General features: G+C 66.6%; 23 protein-coding genes. 9 read left to right on the top strand and 14 right to left on the bottom strand.

Annotated features, from left to right (window positions below; translation table 11 throughout):
- Positions 1–56: 56 nt before the first annotated feature.
- The 12 genes from murG to QM615_RS10590 all read right to left on the bottom strand — a co-directional run bounded on the left by murG (position 57) and on the right by QM615_RS10590 (position 14,606).
- Entirely contained in the window at positions 57–1,199 is a 1,143-nt protein-coding gene (murG, locus tag QM615_RS10645) for an undecaprenyldiphospho-muramoylpentapeptide beta-N-acetylglucosaminyltransferase (protein WP_217901112.1), read from the bottom strand.
- The gene (gene ftsW / locus QM615_RS10640) at positions 1,196–2,794 is read right to left on the bottom strand and encodes a putative lipid II flippase FtsW (RefSeq protein ID WP_068051961.1); all 1,599 of its coding nucleotides are present in this window, start codon (positions 2,792–2,794) and stop codon (positions 1,196–1,198) included. Before ftsW ends, murG begins: the two co-directional genes overlap by 4 nt.
- Positions 2,791–4,263, bottom strand: coding sequence for a UDP-N-acetylmuramoyl-L-alanine--D-glutamate ligase (gene murD / locus QM615_RS10635; protein WP_149406119.1), 1,473 nt, complete (start codon positions 4,261–4,263; stop codon positions 2,791–2,793). Before murD ends, ftsW begins: the two co-directional genes overlap by 4 nt.
- A 3-nt stretch (positions 4,264–4,266) precedes the next feature.
- On the bottom strand, positions 4,267–5,352 hold the full coding sequence (gene mraY, locus QM615_RS10630; RefSeq protein WP_032394385.1) for a phospho-N-acetylmuramoyl-pentapeptide-transferase: 1,086 nt from the start codon (positions 5,350–5,352) through the stop codon (positions 4,267–4,269).
- On the bottom strand, positions 5,349–6,857 hold the full coding sequence (locus QM615_RS10625) for a UDP-N-acetylmuramoyl-tripeptide--D-alanyl-D-alanine ligase (RefSeq protein WP_149406120.1): 1,509 nt from the start codon (positions 6,855–6,857) through the stop codon (positions 5,349–5,351). Before QM615_RS10625 ends, mraY begins: the two co-directional genes overlap by 4 nt.
- Positions 6,854–8,455: a UDP-N-acetylmuramoyl-L-alanyl-D-glutamate--2,6-diaminopimelate ligase gene (locus QM615_RS10620; protein ID WP_094688474.1), complete on the bottom strand. Its 1,602-nt coding sequence runs from the start codon at positions 8,453–8,455 to the stop codon at positions 6,854–6,856. Before QM615_RS10620 ends, QM615_RS10625 begins: the two co-directional genes overlap by 4 nt.
- A 159-nt stretch (positions 8,456–8,614) precedes the next feature.
- Entirely contained in the window at positions 8,615–10,471 is a 1,857-nt protein-coding gene (locus QM615_RS10615; protein WP_068051974.1) for a peptidoglycan D,D-transpeptidase FtsI family protein, read from the bottom strand.
- Positions 10,468–11,295 (bottom strand): cell division protein FtsL, encoded by an 828-nt coding sequence (gene ftsL, locus QM615_RS10610; protein WP_262498365.1) that lies wholly within the window; start codon positions 11,293–11,295, stop codon positions 10,468–10,470. Before ftsL ends, QM615_RS10615 begins: the two co-directional genes overlap by 4 nt.
- Complete coding sequence (gene rsmH / locus QM615_RS10605; RefSeq protein ID WP_262498366.1) at positions 11,292–12,323, bottom strand: 16S rRNA (cytosine(1402)-N(4))-methyltransferase RsmH; 1,032 nt, start codon at positions 12,321–12,323, stop codon at positions 11,292–11,294. The genes ftsL and rsmH overlap by 4 nt, the downstream gene beginning before the upstream one ends.
- A gap of 220 nt (positions 12,324–12,543) precedes the next feature.
- Positions 12,544–12,975, bottom strand: a complete 432-nt coding sequence (mraZ, locus tag QM615_RS10600; protein WP_027497352.1) for a division/cell wall cluster transcriptional repressor MraZ — start codon at positions 12,973–12,975, stop codon at positions 12,544–12,546.
- Between the two features lie 510 nt (positions 12,976–13,485).
- Positions 13,486–13,923 (bottom strand): SCO2097 family morphological protein, encoded by a 438-nt coding sequence (locus QM615_RS10595; RefSeq protein ID WP_068051986.1) that lies wholly within the window; start codon positions 13,921–13,923, stop codon positions 13,486–13,488.
- Between the two features lie 227 nt (positions 13,924–14,150).
- The gene (locus tag QM615_RS10590) at positions 14,151–14,606 is read right to left on the bottom strand and encodes an SAV_6107 family HEPN domain-containing protein (protein WP_068051989.1); all 456 of its coding nucleotides are present in this window, start codon (positions 14,604–14,606) and stop codon (positions 14,151–14,153) included.
- A 196-nt stretch (positions 14,607–14,802) separates the two neighbouring features.
- On the opposite strand from QM615_RS10590, the gene QM615_RS10585 reads away from it, so the two are divergent.
- The 5 genes from QM615_RS10585 to QM615_RS10565 are packed head-to-tail and all read left to right on the top strand — an operon-like array spanning position 14,803 to position 19,820.
- On the top strand, positions 14,803–15,420 hold the full coding sequence (locus QM615_RS10585; protein WP_149406121.1) for a GNAT family N-acetyltransferase: 618 nt from the start codon (positions 14,803–14,805) through the stop codon (positions 15,418–15,420).
- Between the two features lie 4 nt (positions 15,421–15,424).
- Positions 15,425–17,032, top strand: coding sequence for a phytoene desaturase family protein (locus QM615_RS10580; protein WP_149406122.1), 1,608 nt, complete (start codon positions 15,425–15,427; stop codon positions 17,030–17,032).
- The gene (locus QM615_RS10575; RefSeq protein ID WP_094640127.1) at positions 17,029–17,871 is read left to right on the top strand and encodes a carotenoid biosynthesis protein; all 843 of its coding nucleotides are present in this window, start codon (positions 17,029–17,031) and stop codon (positions 17,869–17,871) included. The genes QM615_RS10580 and QM615_RS10575 overlap by 4 nt, the downstream gene beginning before the upstream one ends.
- 27 nt (positions 17,872–17,898) lie before the next feature.
- Positions 17,899–18,654, top strand: a complete 756-nt coding sequence (locus tag QM615_RS10570; protein WP_188078656.1) for an LppM family (lipo)protein — start codon at positions 17,899–17,901, stop codon at positions 18,652–18,654.
- Complete coding sequence (locus QM615_RS10565) at positions 18,651–19,820, top strand: glycosyltransferase family 2 protein (RefSeq protein WP_262498367.1); 1,170 nt, start codon at positions 18,651–18,653, stop codon at positions 19,818–19,820. The genes QM615_RS10570 and QM615_RS10565 overlap by 4 nt, the downstream gene beginning before the upstream one ends.
- Before the next feature lie 6 nt (positions 19,821–19,826).
- Here QM615_RS10565 and metF read toward each other — a convergent pair whose 3' ends face one another.
- Positions 19,827–20,753, bottom strand: a complete 927-nt coding sequence (metF, locus tag QM615_RS10560) for a methylenetetrahydrofolate reductase [NAD(P)H] (protein WP_068052013.1) — start codon at positions 20,751–20,753, stop codon at positions 19,827–19,829.
- Between the two features lie 249 nt (positions 20,754–21,002).
- Here metF and QM615_RS10555 point away from each other — a divergent pair, with 249 nt between their 5' ends.
- From QM615_RS10555 to QM615_RS10540, 4 genes are all read left to right on the top strand, one after another.
- Entirely contained in the window at positions 21,003–22,061 is a 1,059-nt protein-coding gene (locus QM615_RS10555; protein ID WP_068052016.1) for a polyprenyl synthetase family protein, read from the top strand.
- A gap of 11 nt (positions 22,062–22,072) precedes the next feature.
- Positions 22,073–23,656 carry a phytoene desaturase family protein gene (gene crtI / locus QM615_RS10550; protein WP_188078657.1) on the top strand — a complete coding sequence of 528 codons (1,584 nt, stop codon included), beginning with the start codon at positions 22,073–22,075 and terminating at the stop codon, positions 23,654–23,656.
- A 157-nt stretch (positions 23,657–23,813) separates the two neighbouring features.
- Positions 23,814–25,457, top strand: coding sequence for an alpha-(1->6)-mannopyranosyltransferase A (locus QM615_RS10545; RefSeq protein WP_094640129.1), 1,644 nt, complete (start codon positions 23,814–23,816; stop codon positions 25,455–25,457).
- An 11-nt stretch (positions 25,458–25,468) separates the two neighbouring features.
- Positions 25,469–26,434, top strand: coding sequence for a phytoene/squalene synthase family protein (locus QM615_RS10540; protein ID WP_149406351.1), 966 nt, complete (start codon positions 25,469–25,471; stop codon positions 26,432–26,434).
- Here the strand turns inward: QM615_RS10540 and QM615_RS10535 are convergent.
- A complete protein-coding gene (locus QM615_RS10535; RefSeq protein WP_068052028.1) occupies positions 26,431–26,802 on the bottom strand; it encodes an Rv2175c family DNA-binding protein in 372 nt (123 codons plus the stop codon). The two genes, QM615_RS10540 and QM615_RS10535, sit on opposite strands and share 4 nt — an antisense overlap.
- Positions 26,803–26,860 lie beyond the last annotated feature (58 nt).

Here is a 26,860-nt window from a genome sequence, read left to right as displayed (position 1 = left end):
TCAGTTGTCACGCGGACGTCTCCCTCGTTCTCTTCTCATGCGCGACGCCGCCCAGCTCAGCGCCGCGCCGCGTGCGCGGTATCGAGCACGATCTGCGCGACGGCAGCTGCTGCGTCCTTGTGCCCGGCACCGGCGGCGGCACGAGACATGGTGGCGATTCGTTCGGTGTCGGCCAGCAGCGCGACCACTGTCTCGCTCACGTACTGCTCGGTCAGTGTCGCATCGGCTACCAGGATGCCACCTCCGGCGTCGACCACGGGACGGGCGTTGAGTTCCTGCTCGCCGTTGCCGTGCGGCAGGGGCACGTAGACGGCGGGCAGACCGGTCGCGGAAACCTCGGCGACCGTCATGGCACCGGAGCGACAGATCGCGAGGTCCGCGGCCGCGTACGCCAGATCCATCCGGTCGATGTAGGCGCGCGCGACGTACGGCGCGGCCGGATTGCGCTGCTCGACATCGAGCGAGTTCTTCGGACCGTGGGCGTGCAGAACCGAGATTCCCGCATCGGCGAGAGCCGCCGAGGCTCCGGACACCGCGTCGTTGAGCGATCGGGCCCCCTGTGAGCCGCCGAACACCAGCAGCACCGGGCCGTTCTCGGGCAGGCCGAAGTGCGCGCGAGCCTCCGCGCGGACGGCAGCCCGGTCGAGTCCGGTGATGGTGGGACGCACGGGAATTCCGATCACGTCGGCGTCGGCAGCACCGCGCGCGGCGATCCCCGAGCCCGCGACCGCGGCGAGTACCCGCTCGGCCGAGCGGGCACCGACCTTGTTGGCGATACCCGCTCGTGCGTTGGCCTCGTGGATGACCACGGGAATTCGGCCACCACGGCCGAACAGTCGACCGCGGGCCGCGAGATAGGCCGGTAACGCGACATAGCCGCCGAATCCGACGAGCACGTCCGCCTCGACGGCCGCGAAGATCTCTCGGGTGCGGCGCACCGATCGCACGACGCGCAGCGGCAACTTGAGCAGGTCGACGGTGGGCTTACGAGGCAGCGGAACGGGCGGAATGAGCTCGAGTGCGTACCCGCGAGCCGGGACGAGAGTCGTCTCGAGGCCCCGGCTGCTGCCGAGAGCGGTGACGGTGACGGTGGGGTCGAGGACACGCAAGGCGTCGGCCACAGCGAGCGCAGGCTCGATGTGCCCGGCCGTTCCGCCCCCGGCAACCACTACGGAAATCGGTCGAGATGTCTGCTTCACCGTCGATATCCTCGCTCACCCGAGCGGACGGGAGGGCGACCGGGTTGTGGTTCCGGCCGCGGACGGTATGCCGATCGCGATCCTGCGGCGGGCTCTCGCCGGACCGGATCGCTTCGACGGGGGTTGCCGCGGGCGTTACCGCGGGGAGCGTCGCTCCGGTACGCAGCCGATGTGGGCGACATCGCGTCGGTCCGGGAACTGGAGACGCGCGTGCGGGCACGGCCGGGCTCGGCAGCCCGCGCTGTCCGTGCGTCACTGCCCTTGCCCTTACGGGACTCTAGGCGTTTGCGATCCTGCGCCGCCAGTGTGGGGCGAGTGGACTTCGAGCGCGCCATCGCGGCTCGCTTGGGCGAGAACACGGCGGGCAGCGGCAGCTTCAGAGCTCGCGCGATTCGGCCCTCCTGCCCTGCGTGCAGGGCCGCGATCGCCTCGGGTTCGTGGCGGGCGGCGCTCGCGATGATGCCGAACATCAGCAGCGTGATCGCGGTCGAGGTGCCACCGTAGGACACCAGGGGCAGCTGCAGACCGGTCACCGGCAGCAACCCGACGACGTAGCCGATGTTGATCATGGCCTGGCCGAACACCCAGCACGTGGCACCTGCGGTCAACAGCCGCAGGAACGGATCGACCGAACGCATGGCGATGCGCAGGCCGGTGTAGACGAAGAGGCCGAACAATCCGATGACTGCGAGGCAGCCGATCATTCCGAGTTCCTCGCCGATGATGGCGAAGATGAAGTCGTTGTGCGCGTTGGGCAGGTAGCTCCACTTCGCGCGGCTCTGCCCGAGCCCGCGACCGAACATTCCGCCGTCGGCGAGAGAGTATTTCGCCTGGGTGGACTGATATGACAGGCCCTGGGTGTCCTCACCCGGGTTGAGCCAGGCCTTGACGCGATTGGATCGGTAACCGGCGGTGAACGCGAGCACGGTCGCCAACGCCAGACCGGTCATCAGCACCGCACCGAACAGCCGAGCGTTCAGGCCCGCGAACCACAGCAGCGCCACCAGGATGATGCCCAGGGCGATGGCGGTACTGAGGTTCGGCTGCAGCACGACGAGCAGACACATCAGCAGACCTGCAGGCAACAGCGGCACCAGCAGCGATTTGATGTTGCCGTGCTCGCTGCGCCGCGAGGCCAACAGGTGTGCGCCCCACAGAACCAGCGCGACCTTGGCCAGCTCGGACGGCTGGAAGGACACGACGCCGAAGTCGAACCAGCGGCGCGCACCTTGGCGTTCGGCACCGATTCCGGGAATGAGCACCAACATCAACATGGTGATCGAAACCAGGAACAGCGGAAACGACAGCTTCCTGAGGTAGCGAACCGGCAGCCGGAGAGCGACGTAGAACGCCACGACTCCCAGCGCGACACCGATCAGCTGCTGGGTGAAGAGCGCGTACCCGGACTCATCGGCTGCGAAGGACTCGGCGGACGACGCCGACAGCACCATCACCAGGCCCAACACCGTGAGCAGTACCGCGATCGTGACGACGAGGTGGAAGGACGCGAGCGGTCGGCCGAACCACAGGCCGATTCGGGTGCGTGGAGCGGCGGTGCGGCGAGGTGGACGCGGCGGATGACCGGCGGCAGTCACGATCGCGACGATCCGATGTCGGTGGCCTCGAGGCGCTGGACCGACTCGGCGAAGCTGCGGCCGCGGTGGCCGTAGTCGGCGAACATGTCCAGTGACGCGGCGGCCGGGGCCAGCAGGACCGTATCCCCCGGCGCGGCGAGTTCGGCCGCATGGGCCACGACCGCCCGCATCACCGCATCAGCATCTTCAGCACCATGAGTCACACCAGCATCGTCTCCCGAAGGGAGCCTGACGACCGGAACATCGGGCGCGTGTCGCGCCAAAGCCTCTGCGATCTGCATCCCATCGCGCCCGAGAACGACCGCAGCCACGAGACGATCGGCGATCTCGACCACCAGATCGTCGATCACCGCACCCTTCAGCAACCCACCCGCGATCCACACGACGCGATCGTGCGCCGAGATCGAGGAGCGAGCGGCGTGCGGGTTGGTCGCCTTCGAGTCGTCGATGAACGTCACCCCGCCGAGCTCGCGCACCACCGCCGCACGATGCGGACCCACCCGATAGGTCTGCAGCCCCACCCGAACAGCGTCGGCCTCCACCCCGATCGAACGAGCCAGCGCGCCTGCCGCGAGCGCATCGAGAATGCCGGACGGGCCGCTCGGCTCCACGTCCTCCGCAGCGAGAAACTCGACGTTCGCACCGAAGGCGTCGTCCACGAGCATCCCTGCCCGCACTCCCAGCTCACCCGAGGCCGGCTCACCCAACCGAAACCCGACGACGGTGGCTGCGGGCGATCCGGCAGCGAGACTCGCCGCCCTCGAGTCGTCGAGACCGACCACCGCGACATCGCCACTCAACGCACGAGCCTTGGCCTGGACATATCCGTCCATACCGCCGTGCCAGTCGAGATGGTCCTCGGCGATGTTGAGCACCACCCCCGCCGCCGGACGCACCGACGGAGCCCAGAACAACTGGAACGACGACAACTCCACGGCGAGCACACTCGGATGCGGGGTACCGCGCAACGCGTCGGCGATGGGGAGTCCGATGTTGCCGCAGGCCATCGATGCGATGCCTGCCGCGTCGAGTATCGACGCCAGCATCGAGGTAGTGGTCGTCTTTCCGTTGGTGCCGGTGACCACCAGCCAGCGAGTTCGGGGTCCGTACAACTCGGCCCGGTCCACGTGCCAGGACAACTCGACATCGCCCCACACCGGAATGCCCTGCTCGGTGGCCGCGGCCAGCACCGGAGAGTCGGGACGAAAGCCGGGACTGGTGACGACGAGCGAAAACGCAGCGAGCGCCGCCGGATCGTCGAGCAGGTCGTCCTGCAGCACCACGGCAGCCCCGGATTCCGACGCCTCGTCCAGCGCGGCACGATTCGAGTCGGTGACGGTGACGACGGCACCGAGATCGAGCAACGGTTGCACGACGGCCAGTCCCGAGATGCGGGCACCGGTCACCAGCACCGAACTGCCGCGCAACCAGGTCAGGTCGGTCCGAGCGTCGTGCGGAGATTCGTCCATGCCCTATCCGCCGACAGCAGCGAGATACTCGCTGTAGAACAGGGCGAGTCCGACGGCCGACGCGATGGCGGCCAACAACCAGAACCGGATGATCACCGTCGTCTCGGCCCATCCGGCCAACTCGAAGTGATGATGGAACGGTGCCATGCGGAACACGCGTCGGCGACTGGATCGGAACACCGCGACCTGGATGACGACCGATGCGGCCTCGGCGACGAACAGCGCACCGATGACCACCATGATCAGTTCGGTCTTGGTCACCACCGACAGGCCCGCGATCAGACCGCCGAGGGCCAGGGATCCGGTGTCGCCCATGAAGATCTTGGCAGGCGCGGCGTTCCACCACAGGAAGCCGATGCAGGCTCCCGCTGCGGAGGCGCAGACCAGTGCCAGGTCGAGGGGATCTCGAACGTCGTAGCAGCCGGGGGCGGGCCCGGCGGGCCCGGCGCACGCCTGGCGGTACTGCCAGAAGGTGATGACGGTGTAGGCACCGAGCACCAATGTCATCGACCCGGCTGCGAGGCCGTCCAGGCCGTCGGTGAGGTTGACCGAGTTGGACCATGCGATCACGAGCAGGCAGACGAAGAACACGAAGACCACCGCGGACATCGACCAGGTGGCGATGTCGCGTACGTACGACAGTTGGGTGCTGCCAGGAGTGAGCCCACTCTCGCTGCGGAACTGCAACACCAGGATCGCGAACAGCACGGCTGCCGTTATCTGACCGACGTACTTACCGGTGGCGTTCAGACCCAGGTTGCGCTGCTTGCGGATCTTGATGAAATCGTCGAGAAAGCCGACGAGACCGAGCACCGTGGTCAGACCGAGAACGAGCAGGGCCGAGGCCGAAGGGCCGTCTGCGTCGTAGCCGATACCGATCAGGTGCGAGCCCCAGTAGCCGGCCCAGATGCCGACCAGAATTGCGACGCCACCCATTGTCGGTGTGCCCCGCTTGGACTGGTGACTCGCCGGGCCCTCCACTCGAATCTCCTGGCCGAAGCCCTGTTTCGAGAAGGTCTTGATCAGCACCGGGGTCAGGAGGATCGCGACCGCGAGCGCGATGCCTCCGGCGAAGAGGATCTGCCTCACTGCTCACCCTCCGCGGTGGCGCTCGACGCATCGGCCAGCAGGGCGTCTGCGACGGTCCACATCGCCCCGGACTGCGAGGCTTTCACCAGCACGATGTCGCCGGGACGCACTTCCTCGTGCAGTACTGCGATCGCCGTTTCACGGTCGGGCACCAGCATCGATTCCTCGCCCCACGAACCCTCCATGACGGCACCCTGGTGCAACGCCCGGGTGGGACGGCCGGAGTCGACGATGATCAGACGGTCGACATCGAGGCGGACGGCGAGGCGGCCGATCGCGTCGTGCTCGACCACCGAGTCCGAACCCAGCTCGCCCATCTCTCCCAGCACCGCCCAGCTGCGGCGCTTCGGCCCGTCGTCGCGACGCGACATCGACACCAGTGCTTTGAGTGCGGCGCGCATCGAATCGGGGTTGGCGTTGTACGAGTCGTTGACGACGGTGACGCCGTCGGCGCGGGTGCGCACGTCCATCCGCCTGATCGACGTCGGTGCGGCGGCCCCGAGCGCCTGGGCAACCTGCGTCAGCGTTGCTCCGCACTCGAGGGCGACGGCCGCTGCCGCGAGGGCGTTGCCGACCTGATGCTCACCGTGCACCGCCAGGGTGATCGGTACCGAACCCGCTGCGCATTCGAGCGTGAACGATGCCCGGGCGTCGGTGTCGACCTGCACGTCGAGGGCTCTGATGTCGGCATCTGCGTTGCGCCCGACCGTGACGACGGCAGCCGTTGTACGCGTGACCATTTCGGCGACGAGGCGATCGTCGATGTTGAGGATCGCCACTCCCCCGTCGGCGGCACTCGGCAGCGCCTCGACCAGCTCGCCCTTCGCCAGTGCGATGGCCGCGCGCGAGCCGAACTCGCCCAGGTGCGCGGTTCCGACATTAAGGACCACCCCGATCCGGGGCGGTGCGAGCGTGGCGAGTTCGGCGATGTGGCCGATTCCTCGGGCGGACAACTCCAGACAGAGGAAATCGGTCTCGGCATCCGCTCGCAGCGCCGTCCACGGATGTCCCAACTCGTTGTTGAACGATCCGGGCGGTGCCACCACCGAGCCCAGAGGCTCGAGGACCGCAGAGATCAGGTCCTTGGTGGAGGTCTTCCCGGAGGATCCCGTCACACCGACGACGGTCAGGCCGTGCGCGGCCGTCAACTCGAGCACCGAGGCCCGGGCCAGAGCGCCGAGCGCGGACAGCACTGCCGAACCGGAGCCGTCCGGGTCGTTCTCGAGTGCCATCGCGCGGCTCTCGTGCGGGACCGGACTGACGACCACGGCCTGTACGCCCACCGGACGCGCGGCCAGTACCAGCGCCGCACCTGCGGCAACCGCGGCGGCGGCATGGTCGTGACCGTCCACCTTCGCACCGGGTAGGGCGAGGAAGATGCTGCCGGGGGTGACCTTGCGGGAGTCGAACTCCACCGGTCCTGGCACCACGACCGACGGATCCGGCACATCGTGCACCGTGCCTCCGACGATCTCGGCGATGCGGTCGATCGAGAGGGGGATCACCGTACGCCCGCGCTCGTGCCGACCCGACGCGCATCGATGGCCGAGGCGAGTATCACTCGATCGTCGAACGGATGCTTCACACCCGCTACCTCTTGTCCGGTCTCGTGCCCTTTACCTGCGATCAACACAACATCCCCTTCGCGTGCCCAGGCCACGGCCTGTTCGATCGCCGCCGCGCGGCCTGCCACGTTTCGTACTTCACCGCGGGCCTCGTCCGGCACCGACAATGCGCCGTCCTCGACGGCCTGCCGAATGATGGCCGGATCCTCGCTGCGCGGGTTGTCGTCGGTCACCACCAGGAGCTCTGCGCCGCGCGCTCCGGCGGCACCCATCAGGGGACGCTTCGCGGTGTCGCGGTCGCCACCTGCTCCGAGCACCACCGCGATTCGTCCACGCGAGGATTCGCGCAACGTCGCCAGCACGGCCTCGACGGCGGCAGGCTTGTGCGCGTAATCGACCACCGCCAGGAAGTTCTGTCCACGGTCGATCCGCTGTACGCGGCCCGGCACGTCGACCGTCGCGACCCCGGTCACGGCCTTGCGCACGTCGGCCCCGGCCGCCGCGCAGGTCGCCAACGCCAGCACGGTGTTCGCGACGTTGTAGCGACCCGGCAACCGAACCGAGACCGGCAGCGACGCACCCTGCGGATCGGCGACGGTGAACGACTGGGTGCCGTCGTCGTGCTTGGCCCAATCCGAGACCGTCCACTGCGAATCGGCACCGGTCGACGCCGTCACCACGGCCGACCCGGCCGATCGAGCGATGTCCGCCATCCGCACGCCCCACGCGTCGTCGACACAGACGACGGCGGTGTCGGCACGAACCGCCGAGTCGGCCGCGAACAACCGACTCTTGGCCGAGAAGTAGTCCTCGAGAGAGTCGTGAAAATCGAGGTGATCCTGGGAGAGATTGGTGAACGCACCGATCGCGAAGCAGGTGCCGTCGACCCGGCCGAGGGACAACGCGTGGGAGGACACCTCCATCACCACAGTGTCGACACCCTCTTCGAGCATGACGGCGAAGAGCGCGTGCAGTTGCGGGGCCTCGGGCGTGGTGAGCGCGCTCGGTACATGCCGGCCCAGAACACGTGTCTCGATGGTGCCGATCAGACCGCATCGACGACCTGCAGCAGTCAGGCCGGCTTCGAGCAGATACGACGTCGTCGTCTTCCCCGAGGTACCGGTGATACCGATGACGGTCATCTTCGACGACGGGTTGCCGTACACGAGAGCGGAGACAGCACCCAACACCTGGCGCGGACGCTCGTGCACCAGAACCGGAACCTGTCGACCCGTGCCTGCGAGCGCTCTCCGCACGATCTCGAGTCCGGCCGGATCGGTGAACACCGCCACGGCACCCCGCTCGACTGCGTCGGCGACGAACTCGGCACCGTGTCGAGACGATCCGGGCAGTGCGGCGAAGAGATCGCCGGAAAGAACGGACTGTGCACGCAGATCGATACCGGTCACGCTCACACCGGCGGGATCGGCCTCGCCGATCGTTGCACCGACCGCGGACGCCACCTCCCGTACTTCGGTGTGCGGTGGATGCGCCGGACGTGAACCCGGAGCCGGGTGTGAATCCGATGACACAGTCACTCCTGCTCCCTTCCTCTCTACTGCCGGCCACGCGCCTGCCGCGGCTCGATCACGCCGCGGCGGCAGACGAACGAAGACGCCCGAGCCGATGTGTCAGATTACCGGCGTCCGGGATCGTGATGTCGCCGCCCCGACTACGAGGACCGGCGGGTCGGGATCTCAGTCCGCCTGCAGAACCAGCTTGGGTCCGGGGTCCGCGGACATCGGCACGCTGTCGCGCTGCAGCATCCAGCTGGCGATGTTGTGGAACAGCGGTGCTGCCGACTGGCCGCCCGAACCGTCGGCGCTGCGGGTCGGGGCGTCGAGCATGATCCCGATCACGTAGCGGGGATCGTCGGCAGGCGCGATGCCGGCGAACGTGATCCAGTAGTTCGAGTTCGAGTAGCACTTGCACTCGGGATCGACCTGCTGAGCCGTACCTGTCTTGCCGCTGATCTGGTATCCCTCGACCCCCGCGGCCACGCCGGTACCGCGCTGGTTCCCGGTGTCGTCCTGGGTGACGGATCGGAACATGTTGCGGACGGTCTTCGCGGTGTCGGGACTGACCACGTACACCCCGTCGGGCTGCTGGGTCTCGGTTCGCTGACCGTTGGCGTCCACTGTCGCTTCGACGATCCGCGGCGGGATGCGAACCCCGTCGTTGGCGATGGCCTGATACATCCCGGTCATCTGCAACAACGTCATGGACAAGCCCTGACCGATGGGGAGGTTGGCGAACGTTCCACCCGACCACTGATCACGGCTCGGAACATTTCCCGCGCTCTCGCCGGGCAGACCGACGTCGCTGCGTTGGCCGAGACCGAACTTGGTGAGCATGTCCGCGTAGCGATCCTCACCGACGCGCTGCGCCAGCATGAGGGTGCCGACGTTGGAGGACTTACCGAACACCCCGGTCGTCGTGTACGGCACGACGCCGTGGTCCCATGCGTCCTTGACCGACACGCCGGACATGAAAATGCTGCCCGGTACCTGCAACACCTCGTCGGGTGTGGTGAGTCCGTACTCGATGGCTGCGGCCGCGGTGATGATCTTGTTCACCGAACCGGGCTCGAACGGCGTGGTGACGGGCAGATTGCCCATTTCCTTGGTGCGCTCGTTGTTGCCGACTCCGATACCGGGGTTGAAGGTGTTGTCGTTCGACATGGCGAGCACCTCGCCGGTGTGCGAATCCTGAACGTACGCCGAGGCGTTCTTCGCTCCCGACAGGTCCTTCGCCAACTGCACCTGCTGTTGCACGTAGTACTGCAGATCTGCGTCGATGGTCAGTTCGACACTCGAACCGTTGACCGCCGGCTGCTTGTCCCGCCAGCTTCCTGGAATGACGGCACCGTCGGATCCGCGGTCGTAGGTCTGCGAACCGTCGGTTCCGGCCAGAGTCGCGTCGAGCGAATCCTCCAGACCGAGCAGACCGTGTCCGTCCCATCCGGTGGCACCGACGATGTTCCCGGCCAGCGATCCGCCCGGGTACTCACGGATGTCCTGACGCTCGAGTCCGACCTGCTTGAAATCCTTGCTGATCTTCGACGCCACGGTGGCGTCCACTCCGCGGGCGAGGTAGGTGAATTCGTCGTTGCTCTTCAGCTTCGCGAGCAGGTCCTTCTCGCTGATCACATCGCCGAGATCGCTGTGGATGCGGGCCGCGATGTCCTCGAGGTACTGCTCGGTCTCCGGCTCGGTGGGGTCCTTCGCCCTCGCCTCGTCGAGTTCCTTGCGAACCCGAACCGGTTGGAACGTCAGCGCTTTGGCCTCCATCGTGAAGGCGATCGGATTGCCGTTGCGGTCCAGGATGGATCCACGCATCGCCGGATCGACGAGAGTTGTGGTGCGTTGCGACGCCGACTCGGCCGACAACCTCGGCGCATCGAATCCCTGAATCCACAGCAACTGTGCCGCCGCGACGGCGAGCGCCACATACATCAGAACGCGACCGGTGCCGTGACGGAACCGAAAGGTGGATGAGTCGAGACGCTTTCGGCTCGGGGGCCGACGGCGTGGAGCAGGCGACGGCCTGGTCACTGCCCGCCACCCGATGCTTCGCCGGTGGACTCGGGGGCTTCGACCGCAGGTGTTTCGAGCGAGGGGATGCTCATGGGAACCAATTGTTCAGCAAGCGCGGTGTTTCCAGCTCCATTGCTTGTACTCGGCGTGGCGGCGCGGGTGTCGATCGTGCCCGAGGTTCGGTTGGGCTGAGACGCGCTTCGCGGCGTCTGCTGCTGCGATGACTGCGTGCTCGGATTCGCGACGGTGCCCTCGCCTGCGGCCGCGGCCGGTACCGGATCGAGCGGCGCCACCGGCGCACCGTCGGCCGGAGCCGGAGTACCGACGACCTGGACACCGCCGTCCGGAGCGACGATCAGACGCGCGGAGTTCTTCGCCGGGACCATCCCGAGCTCGGCGGCCTTGCGCGCCAACTCCGGAGCCGATTCCGCCAACTCCACATCACGCTGCAACGACGCCCGCTGCTGAGCGAGTTCGGCGTTGACGGCCTTGGCGGCGCTGAGATCGTAGGAGTCTCCTGCGGACCGAGTGGTCAGGAGCAACGTCAGACCGAGACCGATGGCGAGCAGGCCGATGATCAAGGCGACGAACGGAATTCGCGCGGCGATAGCGCTTCCGTTGAGCGAAGGCCGTGCACCGGCCCCGGAACCACGCGCAGAATCCGAGGTGTGGATCGACGCACGCTGCTGCCTGCGCTCGTATGCGCGAAGTGCAGCGCCGGATCGTCCACCACCCTTGCTCGTACGCTCGGGTCGCGAGAGTGGAGCCTGCGGAGCGACCCTGTTCCTCGGTGCTGGAACCCGATTGCGTTGTGTTCCAACGGTTGTGCCTGGAACCGTCATTCCGCTCTCCTTGCAATCCGTTCGGCGGCGCGCAATCTCACCGGAGCCGAACGTGGGTTGTCGTCTATTTCTGAATCCGAGGCACGCTCGGCACCTCTGGTCAGGAGCCGGAACTCCGGACCCATTCCTGGAAGCTCGACCGGCAGCCCCTCGGGACTGCGGGACTTGATCCGAGGTGCCAACTCCTGCTTGACAACTCGGTCTTCGAGCGATTGATACGACATGAAGACGACCCGGCCGCCGACAGCCAATGCGTCGAGCCCGGCAGGTACCGCCGCCTTCAACGAATCCAGTTCACCGTTGACCTCGATGCGAAGTGCCTGGAAGGTGCGCTTGGCAGGGTGTCCGCCGGTGCGCCGGGTCGCGGCCGGAATTGCGGCATAGAGCAATTCGACCAACGGGCCACTCGTGGTGAACGGCGTGTGTTCTCGGCGTCGCAGTACAGCGGAAGCGATCTTGCCGGCGAACCGTTCCTCGCCGTACGTGCTGAGGACCCGTGCGATGTCGCCGTGCGAGTACGTGTTGAGGACGTCTGCGGCGGTGATTCCCACGGTCGGATTCATTCGCATGTCCAGCGGGGCGTCCACGGAGTAGGCGAATCCGCGATCGGACTCGTCCAACTGCATGGACGACACTCCGAGGTCGAACAGAATCGCGTGAACGGACCCGACAGCAGGCAGACCGGCCTCGTCGAGCGCTTCGGCGATGCCGTCGTAGGTCTTGTGCGCCAACGTGATTCGATCGGCAAAGGGAGCCAAACGGGCTCCGGCCAGCTCGAGCGCATCGGGATCCCGGTCGAGTCCGATGAGGTGCAGGTGCGGGTAGGTCCGCAGGAAATGCTCGGCGTGACCACCGAGGCCGAGTGTTGCGTCGATCATGACGCGAGTACCGCCGGTGGAGCCGAGTGCGGGTCCGAGCAGTTCGTCGGCTCGTTCGAGTCGAACCGGAACGTGGAGCGGGCCTGCGGATCGACGGTGGGGTCGGTCGGCGGACGACTCGATGTCGTCCGGTCCGGTGCCCTCCGTCATGGTTCCTCCCGGTCGCGCGTACGTACTTCTCGCCCGGGTCCGGGCCGTGCGGGTCGCCCACCGAAGCCGACGCGAATGCATCGAGGTCCCTGTCCGATAGGGAACCTGGCGTTGGGGAAGAACGTCAGGGTCCTGATCTGCGAAACCTGGCGTTGGGGAAGAACGTCAGGGTTCTGATCGGGCAGAGGCCTCGCTGCACTCGCAGGCGACCTGGTTCGGGCTACAAGATCCCTCCGAGGGACTCGTCGAAAGCGTCGGAGAAATCCTGTTCGTTCTCGGCGGAGTAGCGCGCCCACGCTTCGTCGTTCCAGATCTCGATGAAGTCCATCGAACCGATCACCACGCAGTTTCGTTCGAGCCCCGCGTACCGGCGATGCTCGGGACTGATGGTGATTCGACCCTGTCCGTCCGGCCGCTGTTCGTCGGTTCCCGAGAAGAACTGGCGAACGTAAGCACGGGCTTTGGGGTTGGCACGAGAAGCCGCCGTCAATTTCCGAGAGCGCTCCGCGAAGTCGGCCGCGGTGTAGACAGCGAGGCTGAAATCCTGCCCCTTGCTCACCATGACCCCTCCTGCAAGCGCGTCCCGAAACTTGGCCGGCAACGTGAGTCGACCCTTGTCGTCGAGCTTCGGCGTGTAGGTACCGAGAAACACTCGCCACCTCCAGCCTCGACTCTCCGCTGCGGACCACTTTACCCCACTCTCCCCCACTTCGAACCATCCGCCGCCGGAAAACTTTGGCCAAAGTGACATTCATGCAGCTCAGCGTGCACAAGATCGGCTGCTTCGGCAGCGATGCCGCGGGTGATATCGCCGGTTCGATTCGGGAGCGACGGCCCTTGGGTCCACCACTGCAGCCGTCTGAGCAGCACCTCGACGTCGGGTGTGGCGGTTGGACGCAGATCTCAGCCCTTCAGTGGGGCCTTGGTGGGGAGAAGTGGGGAATGTGGGTGAAAGTGGGGAGTGTCGGGGAGGGATCCCAGAACTCCCGTGCGCGGGAGTGTTCGAGCCGGCCCTCGACGCGGAGCGGAGGGCTGCAGGCAATTCTGCGGCGTCTGTTCGCGGGCAGAAAACGACAACAGCACCTCACCCGAGGGTGAGATGCTGTTCTACGTCGATGCGTGAAGCTGTGGAGACGAGTCGGTTCGATGGAACCCGGTCGATTCAGTCCTGCTCGAACCTCTTACGGAACCGATCTTCCATGCGAGAGGTGAAGCTGCCGCCCTTGCGACCACCCTTCGATTTCTGTCCGGTAGAACGCCCGGACGTCTCGGCAGCATCGTTGGCTGTGCTGCCTTCGTCCTGCGACGCTGCGGCTCCCTTGCTGGAACCGCCGAACAGGAACAGTGCCCCGGCACCGAACATCAACAAAAAGCCGATGAGACTGACGACGAGAAAAGCCAAACTGTTCGTCGACAATGCAACACCGGCGACGAGCAACACGAGTCCCACTACGAACAGCGCGGCAGCCTGAAAGCGCCTCCTGCTCGACGCCGCGCGTACGCGACCGCCCCTCACATGAGACGCGAATTTGGGATCCTCGGCGTAGAGAGCGCTCTCGATCTGATCGAGCATGCGCTGCTCGTGCTCGGAGAGTGGCACGGTACCTCCCCCTGCACAGATATTGAAGGTCATTTCGGTTACGAAACGACGGGAAGCTGACCTTGGCGGCTACCTGTTGTCGATGATACGAGCTGAATCGGCCGCTTACCACCTACTCGGTCGATGTGTTCCTGAGAAACACCGAAGTTTTCGAGACGCACGTCCCGAAAACTCCGTGCGAACACCGCATGACGTGGCGATTGTCGGCTGACGTCCAGCTGTGTGAGCTACGCCGACAAGGGTGCGGTCATCGGGTCGACGGACGCGAAACGCCCCTGCCCGCCGAGTCGATCCTCGACGGAGTTCAGAAAACGACCGACGTGCCGCTGGAAATCGTCGGCATCGAGATCGTCGATCGTGCTCGACGCACCGGCCTCGACTGCAGCCCGGGTGGCCGAGAAGGACGCGAAGTAGTCGGCCCAGACTGCGAGTTCCGGTGCCGCCTTCGCCATCAACACCCACGCGCTGCGTGAACGAGGACGCGCTCCGATCGAGTTCGGCAACGACGCGAGCACCGCTGCCGCGCCTTTCAGTGCGGCGGCGTAGCTGCCGAGAAATCGATCTCCGGCATTGCTCTCCCCGATGGACTCGGACAGCAGAGCATCCGCTCGACCCAACAGAACCTGAGCCTGACGCGACACCGGCGACCGCACTCCGGCATCGAATGCCTTCGTGATCGTCATACTCGAACACCTCCAGTTCGAATCTCCGGCGCGCACCTGGCGCGGCCGGAACCGTGGCGAAGCCTTACAGTCGAACTCCGGAGACTCCGACTCGAGGATCCGAGCCGGAACCACCGGCGCACTCGGCCCCGATTGTCGAACACCCGTTCGACACATTCAATATAGCTGTGCCCACCGACAAGTTTCCGAAGAAAGGTTGAGAACAGTCGTCACCGATGCGCAGACAACGCCGTACCTGGTCGATCTGACGCCCCCGGAATTCCGCCAGCGGCTGTTCGAGGCACTGTCCATCTACGTCGAGGCCATGGGCTATCCGCGTGGAACCGAACAGAGCAGAGCACCGATGTGGAGCGAACATCTGCACCGGCCGGGCTGGCGAGCAGTCGGTGCACTGCTCCCGAACACCGACCCGACACAACCTGATTCCCTGGTCGCCGTGGCATACGGCTACAACGGTGCCGCGCACCAGTGGTGGCATCAACAGGTTCGCGACGGTTTGCGACGCACGGGGCATTCCCCACAGAACGTCGAGGCCACGCTCGACGACTACTTCGAGCTCACCGAGTTGCACGTCCTGCCGAGCGCTCAGGGGCACGGCCTCGGCGGACGGCTGTGCAGCCGTCTGCTCGACGGCGTTTCCGCGCAGAACGTGATGTTGTCCACACCCGAGGTACCGGAGGAGGACAATCGAGCCTGGCGGCTGTACCGGCGGCTCGGCTTCGCGGACGTACTACGCGAATTCACGTTCGCCGGTGACCGACGCCCCTTCGCAGTCCTGGGCCGCCGGTTGCCTCTCGATGGGCCAGTAGCCTGAGGGTGTGATCGATGCTGTGGTGGTGGGCTCCGGCCACAATGCCCTGACCTCTGCCTGTTACCTGACCGACGCCGGCATGTCGGTCGAGGTTCTCGAGCGCGACTCCGTTGCCGGTGGCGCGGTGTCGACGGTGGAACGCTTTCCCGGCCACCGTGTGGACCGTGGTTCGTCGGCGCACATCATGATTCGTCACACCGGCATCATCGAGGAGCTCGGACTCGCCGACTTCGGTCTGCGCTACATCGACTGCGATCCCTGGGCGTTCGCGCCTGGGGCCGTCGGCACCGACGAACGCGGCATCGTCTTCCACCGCGATCTCGACCGAACCTGCGACTCCATCGCTGCTGCCTGCGGCACAGCCGACGCACGCGCCTACCGCACCTTCGTCTCCGTCTGGGGTCCCCGCAGCGAACGCACCATGCGTGCGTTCGGCGGACCACCAACCGGGGCGAAACTGCTCCGATCCTTCTGGGGCCTCGGCGCGCCCGACGGCGGCAGCATGCTCTCGCGGGAATTCCTGGCCACCGGCGATTCCCTGCTGGACGAGATGTTCTCGAGCGAACGACTCAAGGCCGCACTCGCGTGGTTCGGCGCACAGTCGGGTCCGCCGATGTCCGAGCCGGGTACCGCACCGATGGTCGGCTTCGCTGCCCTCATGCACACCCTTCCGCCGGGCCGCGCCGTCGGCGGTAGCGGCGCGCTGACCGAGGCGATGATCGCTCGGCTACAGCGCGACGGCGCCGAACTGACGCTCGGCGACGCCGTGACCTCGCTCGTACGCCGCCCACACGGCTGGACCACCAGGACCGCGTCGGGACGGGAGATCGACAGCGGCATCGTCGTGGCCGGTTGCCACATCGTGACCACCCTCGACCTGCTGGCAGCCGGCGGCCACGATTCGGCGCAGCTCGCGCGGTGGCGCAGCACCATTCGGGTGGGGCCCGGGATCGGTACCGCGGTCAGACTGGCCACCGACGCCCTTCCGGCGTTCCCGAGCGCGGACCGGATCGCGGACGGCACCCACGGTCTGGCGCTGCTGGTACGCGACCGCAGCCAACTGCGGTTGGCACACGGGCACGCGCTGGCAGGCGATCTGCCGCCCACCCCGGCTGTGCTGGGGATGTCCTTCAGCGCGCTCGATCCCACCATCGCACCGCCGGGACAGCACCAGATCTCTCTGTGGTCGCAGTGGCATCCCCACACCCTCGCCGACGGCAGACAGTGGCGATCGGATGTTCCCGGCGAGCGCTCGTTGGCCGAGTTCGAGGCGGATCGGATCGTGGCCGAACTGGACCGATACGCACCCGGTTTCGCAGGATCGGTGCTGGATCGGTTCGTTCAGTCGCCACCCGACATCGAGCGGGAGCTCGGTCTGGTCGGAGGCAACATCATGCATCTGGACATGTCGCTGGACCAGATGATGATGTGGCGACCGCATCCTCAACTGGCCGGACATCGGGTCCCCGGTGCAGACGGGCTCTATCTCACCGGCGCATCGACCCATCCCGGCGGAGGGGTGACAGCGGCCAGTGGTCGTTCGGCGGCGCGGATCGCGATCGCCGACGCCCGCGCCGCCCGCCGTCGCACGTTCTTCGGAAGGAAACGGGTATGAAGGTTGCGCCGATCGTCGTGGCTGCCGCTGCCGTGGGCTGCCAGATCCTCTACCCCTTGGTGTCGGGATCGACCAGAGACGTGGTGACGGTGGCGGTGGTGGCCCTGCTCGCGCTCGCGTCGATCCTGCACGCGGCACTCAATCGCGGCATCGTATGGGCCACCATTCTCGTCGTCGTGACCGCAGGTACCGGGTTCGCGTCCGAACTCGTCGGTACGGCCACCGGCATCCCGTTCGGCGAATACTTCTACGCGCAGAATCGCTTGGGCCCGAGCCTGTTCGAGGTGCCTGTCGTGGTTCCCCTGGCGTGGACGGCCGGGTTCTATCCGATCTGGTGTGCCGTGACCTTCGTCGTTCGCCGTCTCGATACGACGCAGGTACGCGCCACCGCACTCCGAATCGTGGCGGTCGCGGTGGGGATGGTCGGTTGGGACCTGTATCTCGATCCGCAGATGGTCACCGACGGACAGTGGACCTGGACTGCCGGTTCCGCCGGGCTGCCCGGGGTGCCGTCGATTCCGCTCACCAACTACCTCGGCTGGCTGGTGGTGGCCACCCTGATGGCCGCGGTGATGGAATCGCTCGACCGCGCCGTCGGTCGCCCACAGCCATCCGACGACGCGGTGCCCATCGGGTTGTTCCTGTGGACGTGGCTGGGGTCGGCGCTCGCGCACGCGGTGTTCCTCGACGGTCCGGAACTCCGATACTCGGCGGTGTACGGGTTCGTCGTCATGGGCCTCGTCGGCATCCCCCTGGTGTGGATTGCCCGTCGCGACCGACCACTCGGGGCCGGACCGCGTGCGGCCGTCGATCGCTCCGGTACCGACACGCCTCGCTGACAACCCCTGCCGACTGACATCACCTCGATGTCCTGGCACGATGTCGCTGTGCAGTCGACATCGCGAACATCTCATCGAACCCACCGCCGCCGCGTTCTCTCGGTGGTCGCGCTGGCGCTGCTGGTCGCGCCGATGCTGGCCGGTTGCCTGCGTGTGCAGGTCACGATGGGCGTGTCGGCGAACGACCGCGTCGCGGGTCAGATCGTGGCTGCCAGCGTGCCGACATCGGACTCCGACACCGGCCCGGAACTGGTGGTGCCCTCCTCGATCGAGGACAAGGTTCGCGTCGAGCCGTACAACCAGGACGGATACGTCGGGTCGCAGGCCATCTTCGACGATCTGTCGTTCGGCGACGTGCAGACCCTCTGCTCGATCTTCCAGAACGCGGCCGGATCGTTCCAGCTGACGCTGCAGCGCTCGGGTGACACCGTCACTCTGGCAGGCAACGCCGATCTTTCCTCCGTTCCGGTGCAGGGCTCGGACGTACAGTTCACCATCGCGTTCCCGGCCCGCATCGGCACCACCAACGGCACCCGCGAGAGCGACAACTCGATCTCGTGGAAGTTGCCTGCAGGCGAGGTCACCTCGCTGCGCGCCGAGGTCAACTATCCCGATCCCAACACCCGCAGCTTCGCCGGCTGGGCCGGCATCGTGGGCGGCGTGACCGTCGGCGTCGCGGCCATCGTCGGGGCCATGGCCTGGGTGTCGCGAAACCCACCGCTGCGGGGCCGCGGGTCGCCTAACACCGACTCCGGAAGCTCCGCCGACAGAACGTCTGTGTGAGAGCCCGCCTGCTCGCGCGCACGACGGCGACGGCAAGCGTCCTCGCCACAGCGTCGGCCGCATTGTCGGTGTTCAACTCTCGGTTCATGCCGAGCCTGCGCTCCCCGGACCACGACGTCACCGAGCGCGTCGTCGTCTGCATTCCCGCCCGCAACGAGGTTGCGACGCTGCCTGCGCTGATCGGCGACCTCACGCGGCAACGATCGTGCACAAACTTGCGCGTGATCGTCCTCGACGACGATTCGACCGACGGAACGGCGTCCGCTGCCCGTGCGGCTGCGGACGGTGACCCGAGGATTCGCGTCGTGACCTCCGGTGTCGCTCCCCCGGCCGGCTGGACCGGCAAGGCCGCAGCGTGCGCCGAGCTCGCCAGACTGGCCGACGAGGACGACCCGATGACGTCGCTGATCCTGTTCGTCGATGCCGATGTGCGACTCGAACCGGAGGCGGTGGCGGCAGCGGCCCGGGTACTGCGACGGCGCGGTGCCTCCCTGCTGTGCCCATGGCCGGAGCAACTTGCCGAGAGCACCGTCGAGCGACTCGTCCAGCCGCTGCTCGCCTGGTCGTGGATGTCCACGCTTCCGGTACCTCTGGGCAACGCCACTCTCGCACCGTCGATGGCGGTCGCCTGCGGGCAGTTCATGGCCTTCGACGCCGCCGCCTATCGCGCCATCGGGGGCCACAGCCGCGTGGCGGCGAGCGCAACCGAGGACCTGGATCTGGCACGCGCTCTGCGTCGACGAGGATTCTCGACGGCGGTGGCGTCGGGTGCGGGGTTCGTCCGATGCCGGATGTACCGATCGGCCGCGGAGTTGCGGTCCGGCTACAGCCGGTGGTTGTGGAGCGAGTTCGGTGGACCGGCCGGTTCGGCTGCGGCGGCCCTGGCACTGACGGCAGTGTACGTACTGCCCCCGATCACCGCGCTCACGTCCTCGGGTGTCACACGTCGCCTCGGCCTCGCCGGGTATCTCGCCGGAACGGTGTCTCGGATGTCCACCCGGCGGAGCGAGGTGGGATTGCGGTTCGGGGTGGTCGACGCAGTCGATGCTGCGCTGCACCCGGTGTCGATTCTCGCGTTCGTCGGCCTCGTCGCGGAATCCCACGTGCGCAGGCGTCGTGGCTCGCTGTCGTGGAAGTCGCGTCCGATGCCGCGCCGCGAGCCCTGACCGGTCTCACACTCGTGCGGCCGCGAGCCCCAGATTGCTCAACACCTCACGCGTCGCGCGCGCGAAGTTCAGGGTGATGAAGTGCAATCCGGGCGCGCCCTCGGAGATCAGGCGCTCACCGATGTTCGTGGCGAGTTCGATGCCCACCTCTCGGACGGCGGCGCGGTCCTCCTCCGGACCGGATCCTGCTGCGCGAGTGAACTTCTCGTCCAGGTGCGACGGAAGCGTTGTGCCCGAGAGCTCGAGCATCCGGCGAACCGAACGAAGTGAGGTGATGGGCATGATCTCGGGAATGATCGGCTTGGCACCCTGCTCGGCGTCGAACGCACTCACGCGGTCCCGCAGGCGCAGGTAGTCGTCCACATCGAAGAACATCTGAGTGATCGAGTACTCGGCACCCGCCCGCAACTTGCCGACCAGGCACCGGGTGTCCTGCTCGAGGTCGGCGGCGCGGTGGTGACCTTCGGGGAACGACGCCACGCCGACGTGGAAGTCGCCGAGATCACGTACCAACCGGACCAGCTCCTCGGCGTACTCGACTCCGTCCGGATGCTTCTCCCAGTCGCCGAGTGGATCTCCGGGGGGATCTCCTCGCAGTACGAGAATGTTGGTGATGCCGCGGTCCGCGTACGACCCGACCATCGATCGCAGCTCGTCCACACTGTGCGAGACGGCAGTGAGATGCGCCACAGGGAGGAGGGTGGTCTCCTCGGCGATCTGCCCGGTGACGCGCACCGTTCGATCGCGGGTCGAGCCGCCTGCGCCGTAGGTCATCGACACGAATGCGGGCTGAAGTTGTTCGAACTCACGAACCGCTCGCCACAGCCTGGCTTCGGCCGCCGCGTCTCGTGGAGGCGAGAACTCCACCGAGAACGGGATCCTGGCCTCGGGTTCTGTCCGTAGCCGGTCGACGATGGACGGTGTTCTCGTCACGAATCCTCGACTCGACCGCCCCCTGACGGATTCTTCGCTCACCCGAAGATCATAGGTTGCGCCCCACCGACGCCCGTGAGGCCTCCCGGACGAGAGATGTTCGCTGCACGTCGGCCCAGGGTGTGCGCGGCTATTACTGTGGGAACCGGAAATCCACGCAATTCACAGCAACCTTGGAGGATCGTCCTGTCCGGAGACTTTTCTTCACCCGTAGCCGACGCCCCCGTCGCCGCGAACGACCCGAAGGCGATGCGTTCGGCAGTCGACGCGACTCTCGCCGAGTTCTTCGCCTCGCGCCGAGGTGTCGTGGACACCGTCGGCGGCGGCTACCCCGATGCCGTGGCCGATCTCGAGGCGTTCGTGCTTCGCGGCGGCAAACGCATGCGCCCCGCGTTCGCCTGGACTGCGTGGCTCGGTGCAGGCGGAGAATCCACCGGTGCCCGCGCCGAGGCAGTGCTGCGGGCGTGTTCGGCGCTCGAACTGATCCAGGCCTGCGCTCTGATCCACGACGACATCATCGACTCGTCCAGCACGCGACGCGGTTTCCCGACCGTGCACGTCGGCTTCGCCCAACGGCACCGGGACGCGGGCTGGACCGGCTGTGCGGACCATTTCGGTGAATCGGCAGCGATACTCGTCGGCGATCTCGCTCTGTGCTGGGCCGACGATCTACTGCGCGAGTCGGGTATCGACGCCGATGCCGCGCGGCGAGTCCAGCCGGTGTGGTCGGCGATGCGCACGGAGGTTCTCGGCGGTCAGTTGCTCGACATCGAAGCCGAGGCAGGCACCGACGAGAGCGTTGCGGCGGCAATGCGCGTCAACCGCTACAAGACCGCCGCGTACACAGTCGAGCGGCCGCTTCATCTCGGGGCGGTCCTCGCCGATGCCGACGAGAACCTGATCTCGGCCTACCGCAACTTCGGTGCGGACATCGGAATCGCGTTCCAGCTGCGCGACGACCTCCTCGGAGTATTCGGCGATCCCGAGGTGACCGGCAAACCGTCCGGCGACGACATCACCGAGGGCAAACGCACGGTCCTGATCGCGCTGGCACTGCAGAAGGCGGACGAGACGAGGCCGGATCACGCAGCCACGATCAGGGCCAGCCTCGGGACCGAACTCGACGCCGACGAAGTGGCCGACATCCGGTCCATTCTCGTCGAACTCGGCGCAGTGGACGCGGTCGAGAAACAGATCGACGACCTCGGGACCCGGGCCGTCGCAGCCCTCGACAACAGTTCGATCGAACCGGTCGCTGCCGCGCACCTGCGCGCCATGGCAACCGCCGCCATCCAACGGCAGTACTGAAAGAGAGCGCCATGTCTTCGATCCGCACGGTCTCCGGCACCACCGACTCCGTCGTCGTCGTGGGAGCCGGATTGTCAGGCCTCGCCGCCGGTCTGCACCTACTGGGAGCGGGCAGAAAAGTCACGCTCGTCGAGCGTGACGAGACCGTGGGCGGCCGCGTCGGGGTGTACCCGGTGTCGGACACCGACGGATCGCACCTCTACGACATCGACAACGGTGCAAGCGTGTTGACGATGCCGAACCTGGTGCTCGAGGCACTCGCCGCCGTGGGCGCCGACTTCGAGTCGACCACGCCGCCGATTCGGCTGACGGCCCTGTCGCCGTCCTATCACACGCGCTACGCCGACGGCACGTCCATCGACGTCTACTCCGATCCCGAGGCCATGGCGGCCGAGGTGGAACGCACCTGCGGCCCCGCCGAGGCGCAGGGATACCGCGAACTGCGACGCTGGCTCGCCGACATCTTCGACGCCGAGTTCGACCGCTTCATCGACTCGAACTTCGATTCACCGCTCGACCTCGTGGGATCGAAAGCTGCGATCTCCGACACCGCGACACTCACGAAACTGGGCGGCTTCGGCCGCCTCGGGCCCCGCGTCGACAAGTTCCTGAAGGACACCCGCCTACGCCGCGTCTTCACGTTCCAGGCGCTCTACGCAGGCATGGCACCCCAGAAGGCCCTGGCGGTCTACGGAGCCATCGCGCACATGGACACCTCCCTCGGAGTGTTCTTCCCCGAGGGAGGGATGGCGGCCATCGCCAAGGCCATGGCCGACGCGTTCGTCACCGCAGGCGGCACGCTCGAACTCGGCACCGAGATCGTCGACATCACCGTCGACCGGGGTCGGGCCGACTCCGTGATCACCGCAGCCGGTGGTCGAATCGCCTGCGACGCACTCGTTCTCACCGCAGACCTGCCCGTCGTCGATCGACTCCTCGACAGGGCGTCGGTGTCGAAGAAGGGCCGACGGAACGGATACGGCGTGGTCTCACCGTCGGCGGTCGTCGCGCACGGAACCGTTCCCGTCGAGCTGACGGAGACGTGGCCCGCTCGCGCTCACCACACCATCGACTTCGGCGACGAATGGGCCGAGACCTTCCGCCGCATCACCGCGCGATCGGGCAAGGGATCGTTGATGGCCGATCCGTCCCTGCTGATCACCCGACCGTCGGTGAGCGATCCCGATCTCGAAGTGGTGCGCGGCGGAGTACGCAGCGAACCGGTGTCGATCCTCGCACCGTGCCCCAATCTCGACAGCGCTCCACTGCCGTGGGGCGAGCTGGCGCAGCCGTATCTGAACGAGATCCTGACGACTCTGGAGGCTCGCGGATACAAGGGTCTGCTCGACGGATTCACGCTCGACCACATCGACACACCCGAGACCTGGGCGCAGAAGGGCATGATCGAGGGTTCTCCGTTCTCGTCCGCCCACGTGTTCAGGCAGACCGGACCGTTCCGACGCAAGAACATGGTCGCCGGGCTCGACAACGTGGTTCTCGCCGGCTCGGGCACGACTCCTGGAGTGGGCGTCCCCACGGTTCTGGTGTCGGGAAAGCTCGCCGCGCAGCGGGTGACAGGGCGCACGGGCCGGTAGGTTCGTTCGATTCACTGCGTCGACCAACTAAGCTGAGCGCGATCGTTTGCCGGTCGCGCTCATTGCTGCGACCATGATCGTTCGGTGATCGGCGAGAACCATCGGCCGACGTACACATCTCGACCCACAACTCGTTGCAGAGGAGGAGCAGGCGGCAATGTCTTCGATCTCGTCGCACTCCACCTCCGAGGATCGATCGTCGGACGGCGGCACCCCACCCTCGGCTGCGCGACGACCGTCCAGACTGACCGCAACCGGCAATTTCCTGCGCAGTCCCGAGGGCAAGGCAGCGATACTCGGTGTGGTCGGTGCCGTCTGCATCGTGTTCGGCGGGTTCGGCGCGGGCAGTGTGCGCCGACGCGATCCGTTGCTCGAGGAGATGCACCTGTCGTGGCTGCGATTCGGTCACGGATTCGTACTCTCCACCATCATCGTCTGGGTCGGCGTACTGCTGATGATCACCGCGTGGGTTCGGCTCGGGCGCGCAACCCTGCACGGCCGCACCACGGTGGGCGAACTGCGCTGGATCGTCCCGGCATGGACCGCTCCGCTACTGCTGTCGGTGCCGATGTTCAGCCGCGATGCGTACTCCTACCTGGCCCAGGGCGCTCTGCTCCGCGACGGATTCGACCCGTATGCCGTTGGCCCCGTTGCCAATCCAGGAGTTCTGCTGGACAACGTCAGCAACGTCTGGACCACCACCACCGCCCCGTACGGCCCGCTGTTCCTGCTGCTCGGTCGCGGAATCACCAGCCTGACCGGCGACAACGTCATCGCCGGGACCATGCTGCTGCGCCTGACGATGCTGCCCGGCCTGGCACTGATGATGTGGGCGGTTCCGCGGCTGGCGAAACACCTCGGCGGCCGCGCGACCACCGCGGTGTGGCTCGCCGTCCTCAACCCTCTCGTCCTGATCCACCTGATCGGCGGAGTGCACAACGAGTTGCTCATGGTGGGCCTGATGACCGCAGGGATCGTGCTGACGCTCGAACACCGACACGTGGGCGGCATCGCACTGGTCGCGATCGCGGTGGCGATCAAGGCCACAGCAGGCCTGGCGCTGCCCTTCCTGGTGTGGATCTGGATGCTCCATCTGCGAGAGAAGGCGCGGGCCGAGGGGCGAACCCCGATGCCGCCCGCCCTGGCGTTCGTCAAGACCGCGGGCATCGGAGCCGCCGTCTTCGTTGCTGTGTTCGCCGTGGCGTCGGTGATCGCCGGAGTCGGAATCGGTTGGCTGACCGCGCTTTCCGGATCGGCCAAGATCATCAACTGGCTCTCGCTTCCCACGATCCTGGCTCACCTGGTGACCGTCAGCACGTCGTGGTTCCTCGATCTACGCCTCGGACCCGTTCTCGACGTCACCCGCCTGCTGTGCGCCATCGCGCTGGTCGTCGTGCTAGCGGTCGCCTGGTGGTTGGGCCGCAGATCCGAACGCGACGCGGTCAAGGGCATTCTGATCGCCCTGGTCGCCACCGTCGTCCTCTCCCCCGCGGCCCTGCCCTGGTACTACTCGTGGCCACTGGCTGTCGCCGCAGGCTTCGCACTCTCGCGCACCACCCTGATGATCCTGACGGGTCTGTCGACGTGGCTCATGCTCGTCTTCCAACCCGACGGATCGATCGGCCTCTACACCCTCGGACACGTCGCACTGGCGGTCTTCGCCGCGGTCGTCGCAGCTCTGTCTCTGACGCGCGTCGATCCGCTGCGTCTACGATCGGACCGATCCAGGCAACACCGTGCCGTGCCGAACGCACCCAAGACCCCAGCAACGGAACCGACCGGAGACGAATCCACGTCATGAAGGCTCGCGTGATGAAAGAACTGGACGGGATCGATCCGGAGCTGCACGAGGCATACCGCATCTGTCGCGAACTCAACGCCCAGCACGGCAAGACGTATTTCCTCGCCACTCGCCTGCTCCCCACCGACAAGCGCGCAGGCGTGCATGCGTTGTACGGGTTCGCCCGGATGGTCGACGACATCGTGGACCTCGAGGGCACCGACATCTCCGTGGGATCTGACGAACTCAATGCCAGACGCATCGTCGAACTGGACGTGATCGAGTCCCGGGTGCGCGACGCCTTGGCCGGAAAACCGTTGTCCGAGAGCGTGTCCGATCGAGTGTTGAGCGCGTTGTGCGACACCGTGGGGCGCTACGACATTCCGCACGACTATTTCTACGCGTTCATGCACTCGATGCGGATGGACATTCCGGGGAGTCCGATGTTCGTCTCGCGCTACCGGACGATGGAGCAGCTGCGCGAGTACATGTACGGCTCCGCTGCGGTCATCGGACTGCAGATGTTGCCGATCCTGGGAACCGTCGTCGAGCGGTCGGAGGCCGAGCCTCCCGCCGCAGCCCTCGGCGAGGCGTTCCAGCTCACCAACTTCATCCGAGACATGGGTGAGGACCTCGATCGCGACCGCATCTACCTGCCCACCGACGAACTCGCGGCGTTCGGTGTCGACGAAGAACTGCTCCGGTGGTGCCGCACCACGGGAAATGTCGACGCCAGGGTCTCCAGGGCCCTCGCGCACCTGATCGCCGTCACCCGCTCGATCTACCGCACGTCCGACGCGGGTATCGAGATGCTGGATCCGCGAGTGCGACCGTCGATGCGCACGGCATCGATCCTGTACGGCCGCATACTCGCAGAGGTCGAGTCACAGGGCTACCGCGTGCTCTCGCAACGGGCGACGGTGCCGCAGTGGACCCGAGCACGCATCGCGCTTCCGCAGTTCGCCGTCACCGGCTTCAAGCGCGCAACGATTCGCTAGAAGGCCATTGCCTGAGCTCGCCTGATCACTTCGCGCATCAGGTCGCCGTGCAGAGCAGCGACGGGTGCACCGGGCAAGCTCTCGTCCTCGGTGAACAGCCACCGCAGGATTTCCTCGTCCTCGTAGCCGCCGTCGTGCAGCACGGCCAGCAGACCCGGCAGCCCCTTGACGATGGTGCCCTTGTCGGTGTCGAGGAACTGCTCGGGAACACCGGGCACGCGCGAGCGCTTCAGCGCCAGCAGCTGCCGATCTCGAATCAGCTGCTCGACGCGGGTCTTGGGAACGTCGAGAATCTTCGCGACGTCGGCGAACTGCAGCACGGACACCGACGGATCGAGCACGTCGTCGGCATAGGGAATGGCACTCACGCAGGTAACGTTAACGGGTCCGGCATCCAGACATCAAAAGCGTGACAGTCGGCCCAGC

Origin of the sequence: Rhodococcus sp. IEGM 1341 (assembly GCF_030056895.1) — a bacterium.
Classification (GTDB): Bacteria; Actinomycetota; Actinomycetes; order Mycobacteriales; family Mycobacteriaceae; genus Rhodococcoides.
Note: the sequence above shows the minus strand (reverse complement) of the source record. Positions and strands in the feature narration are given on the sequence as shown.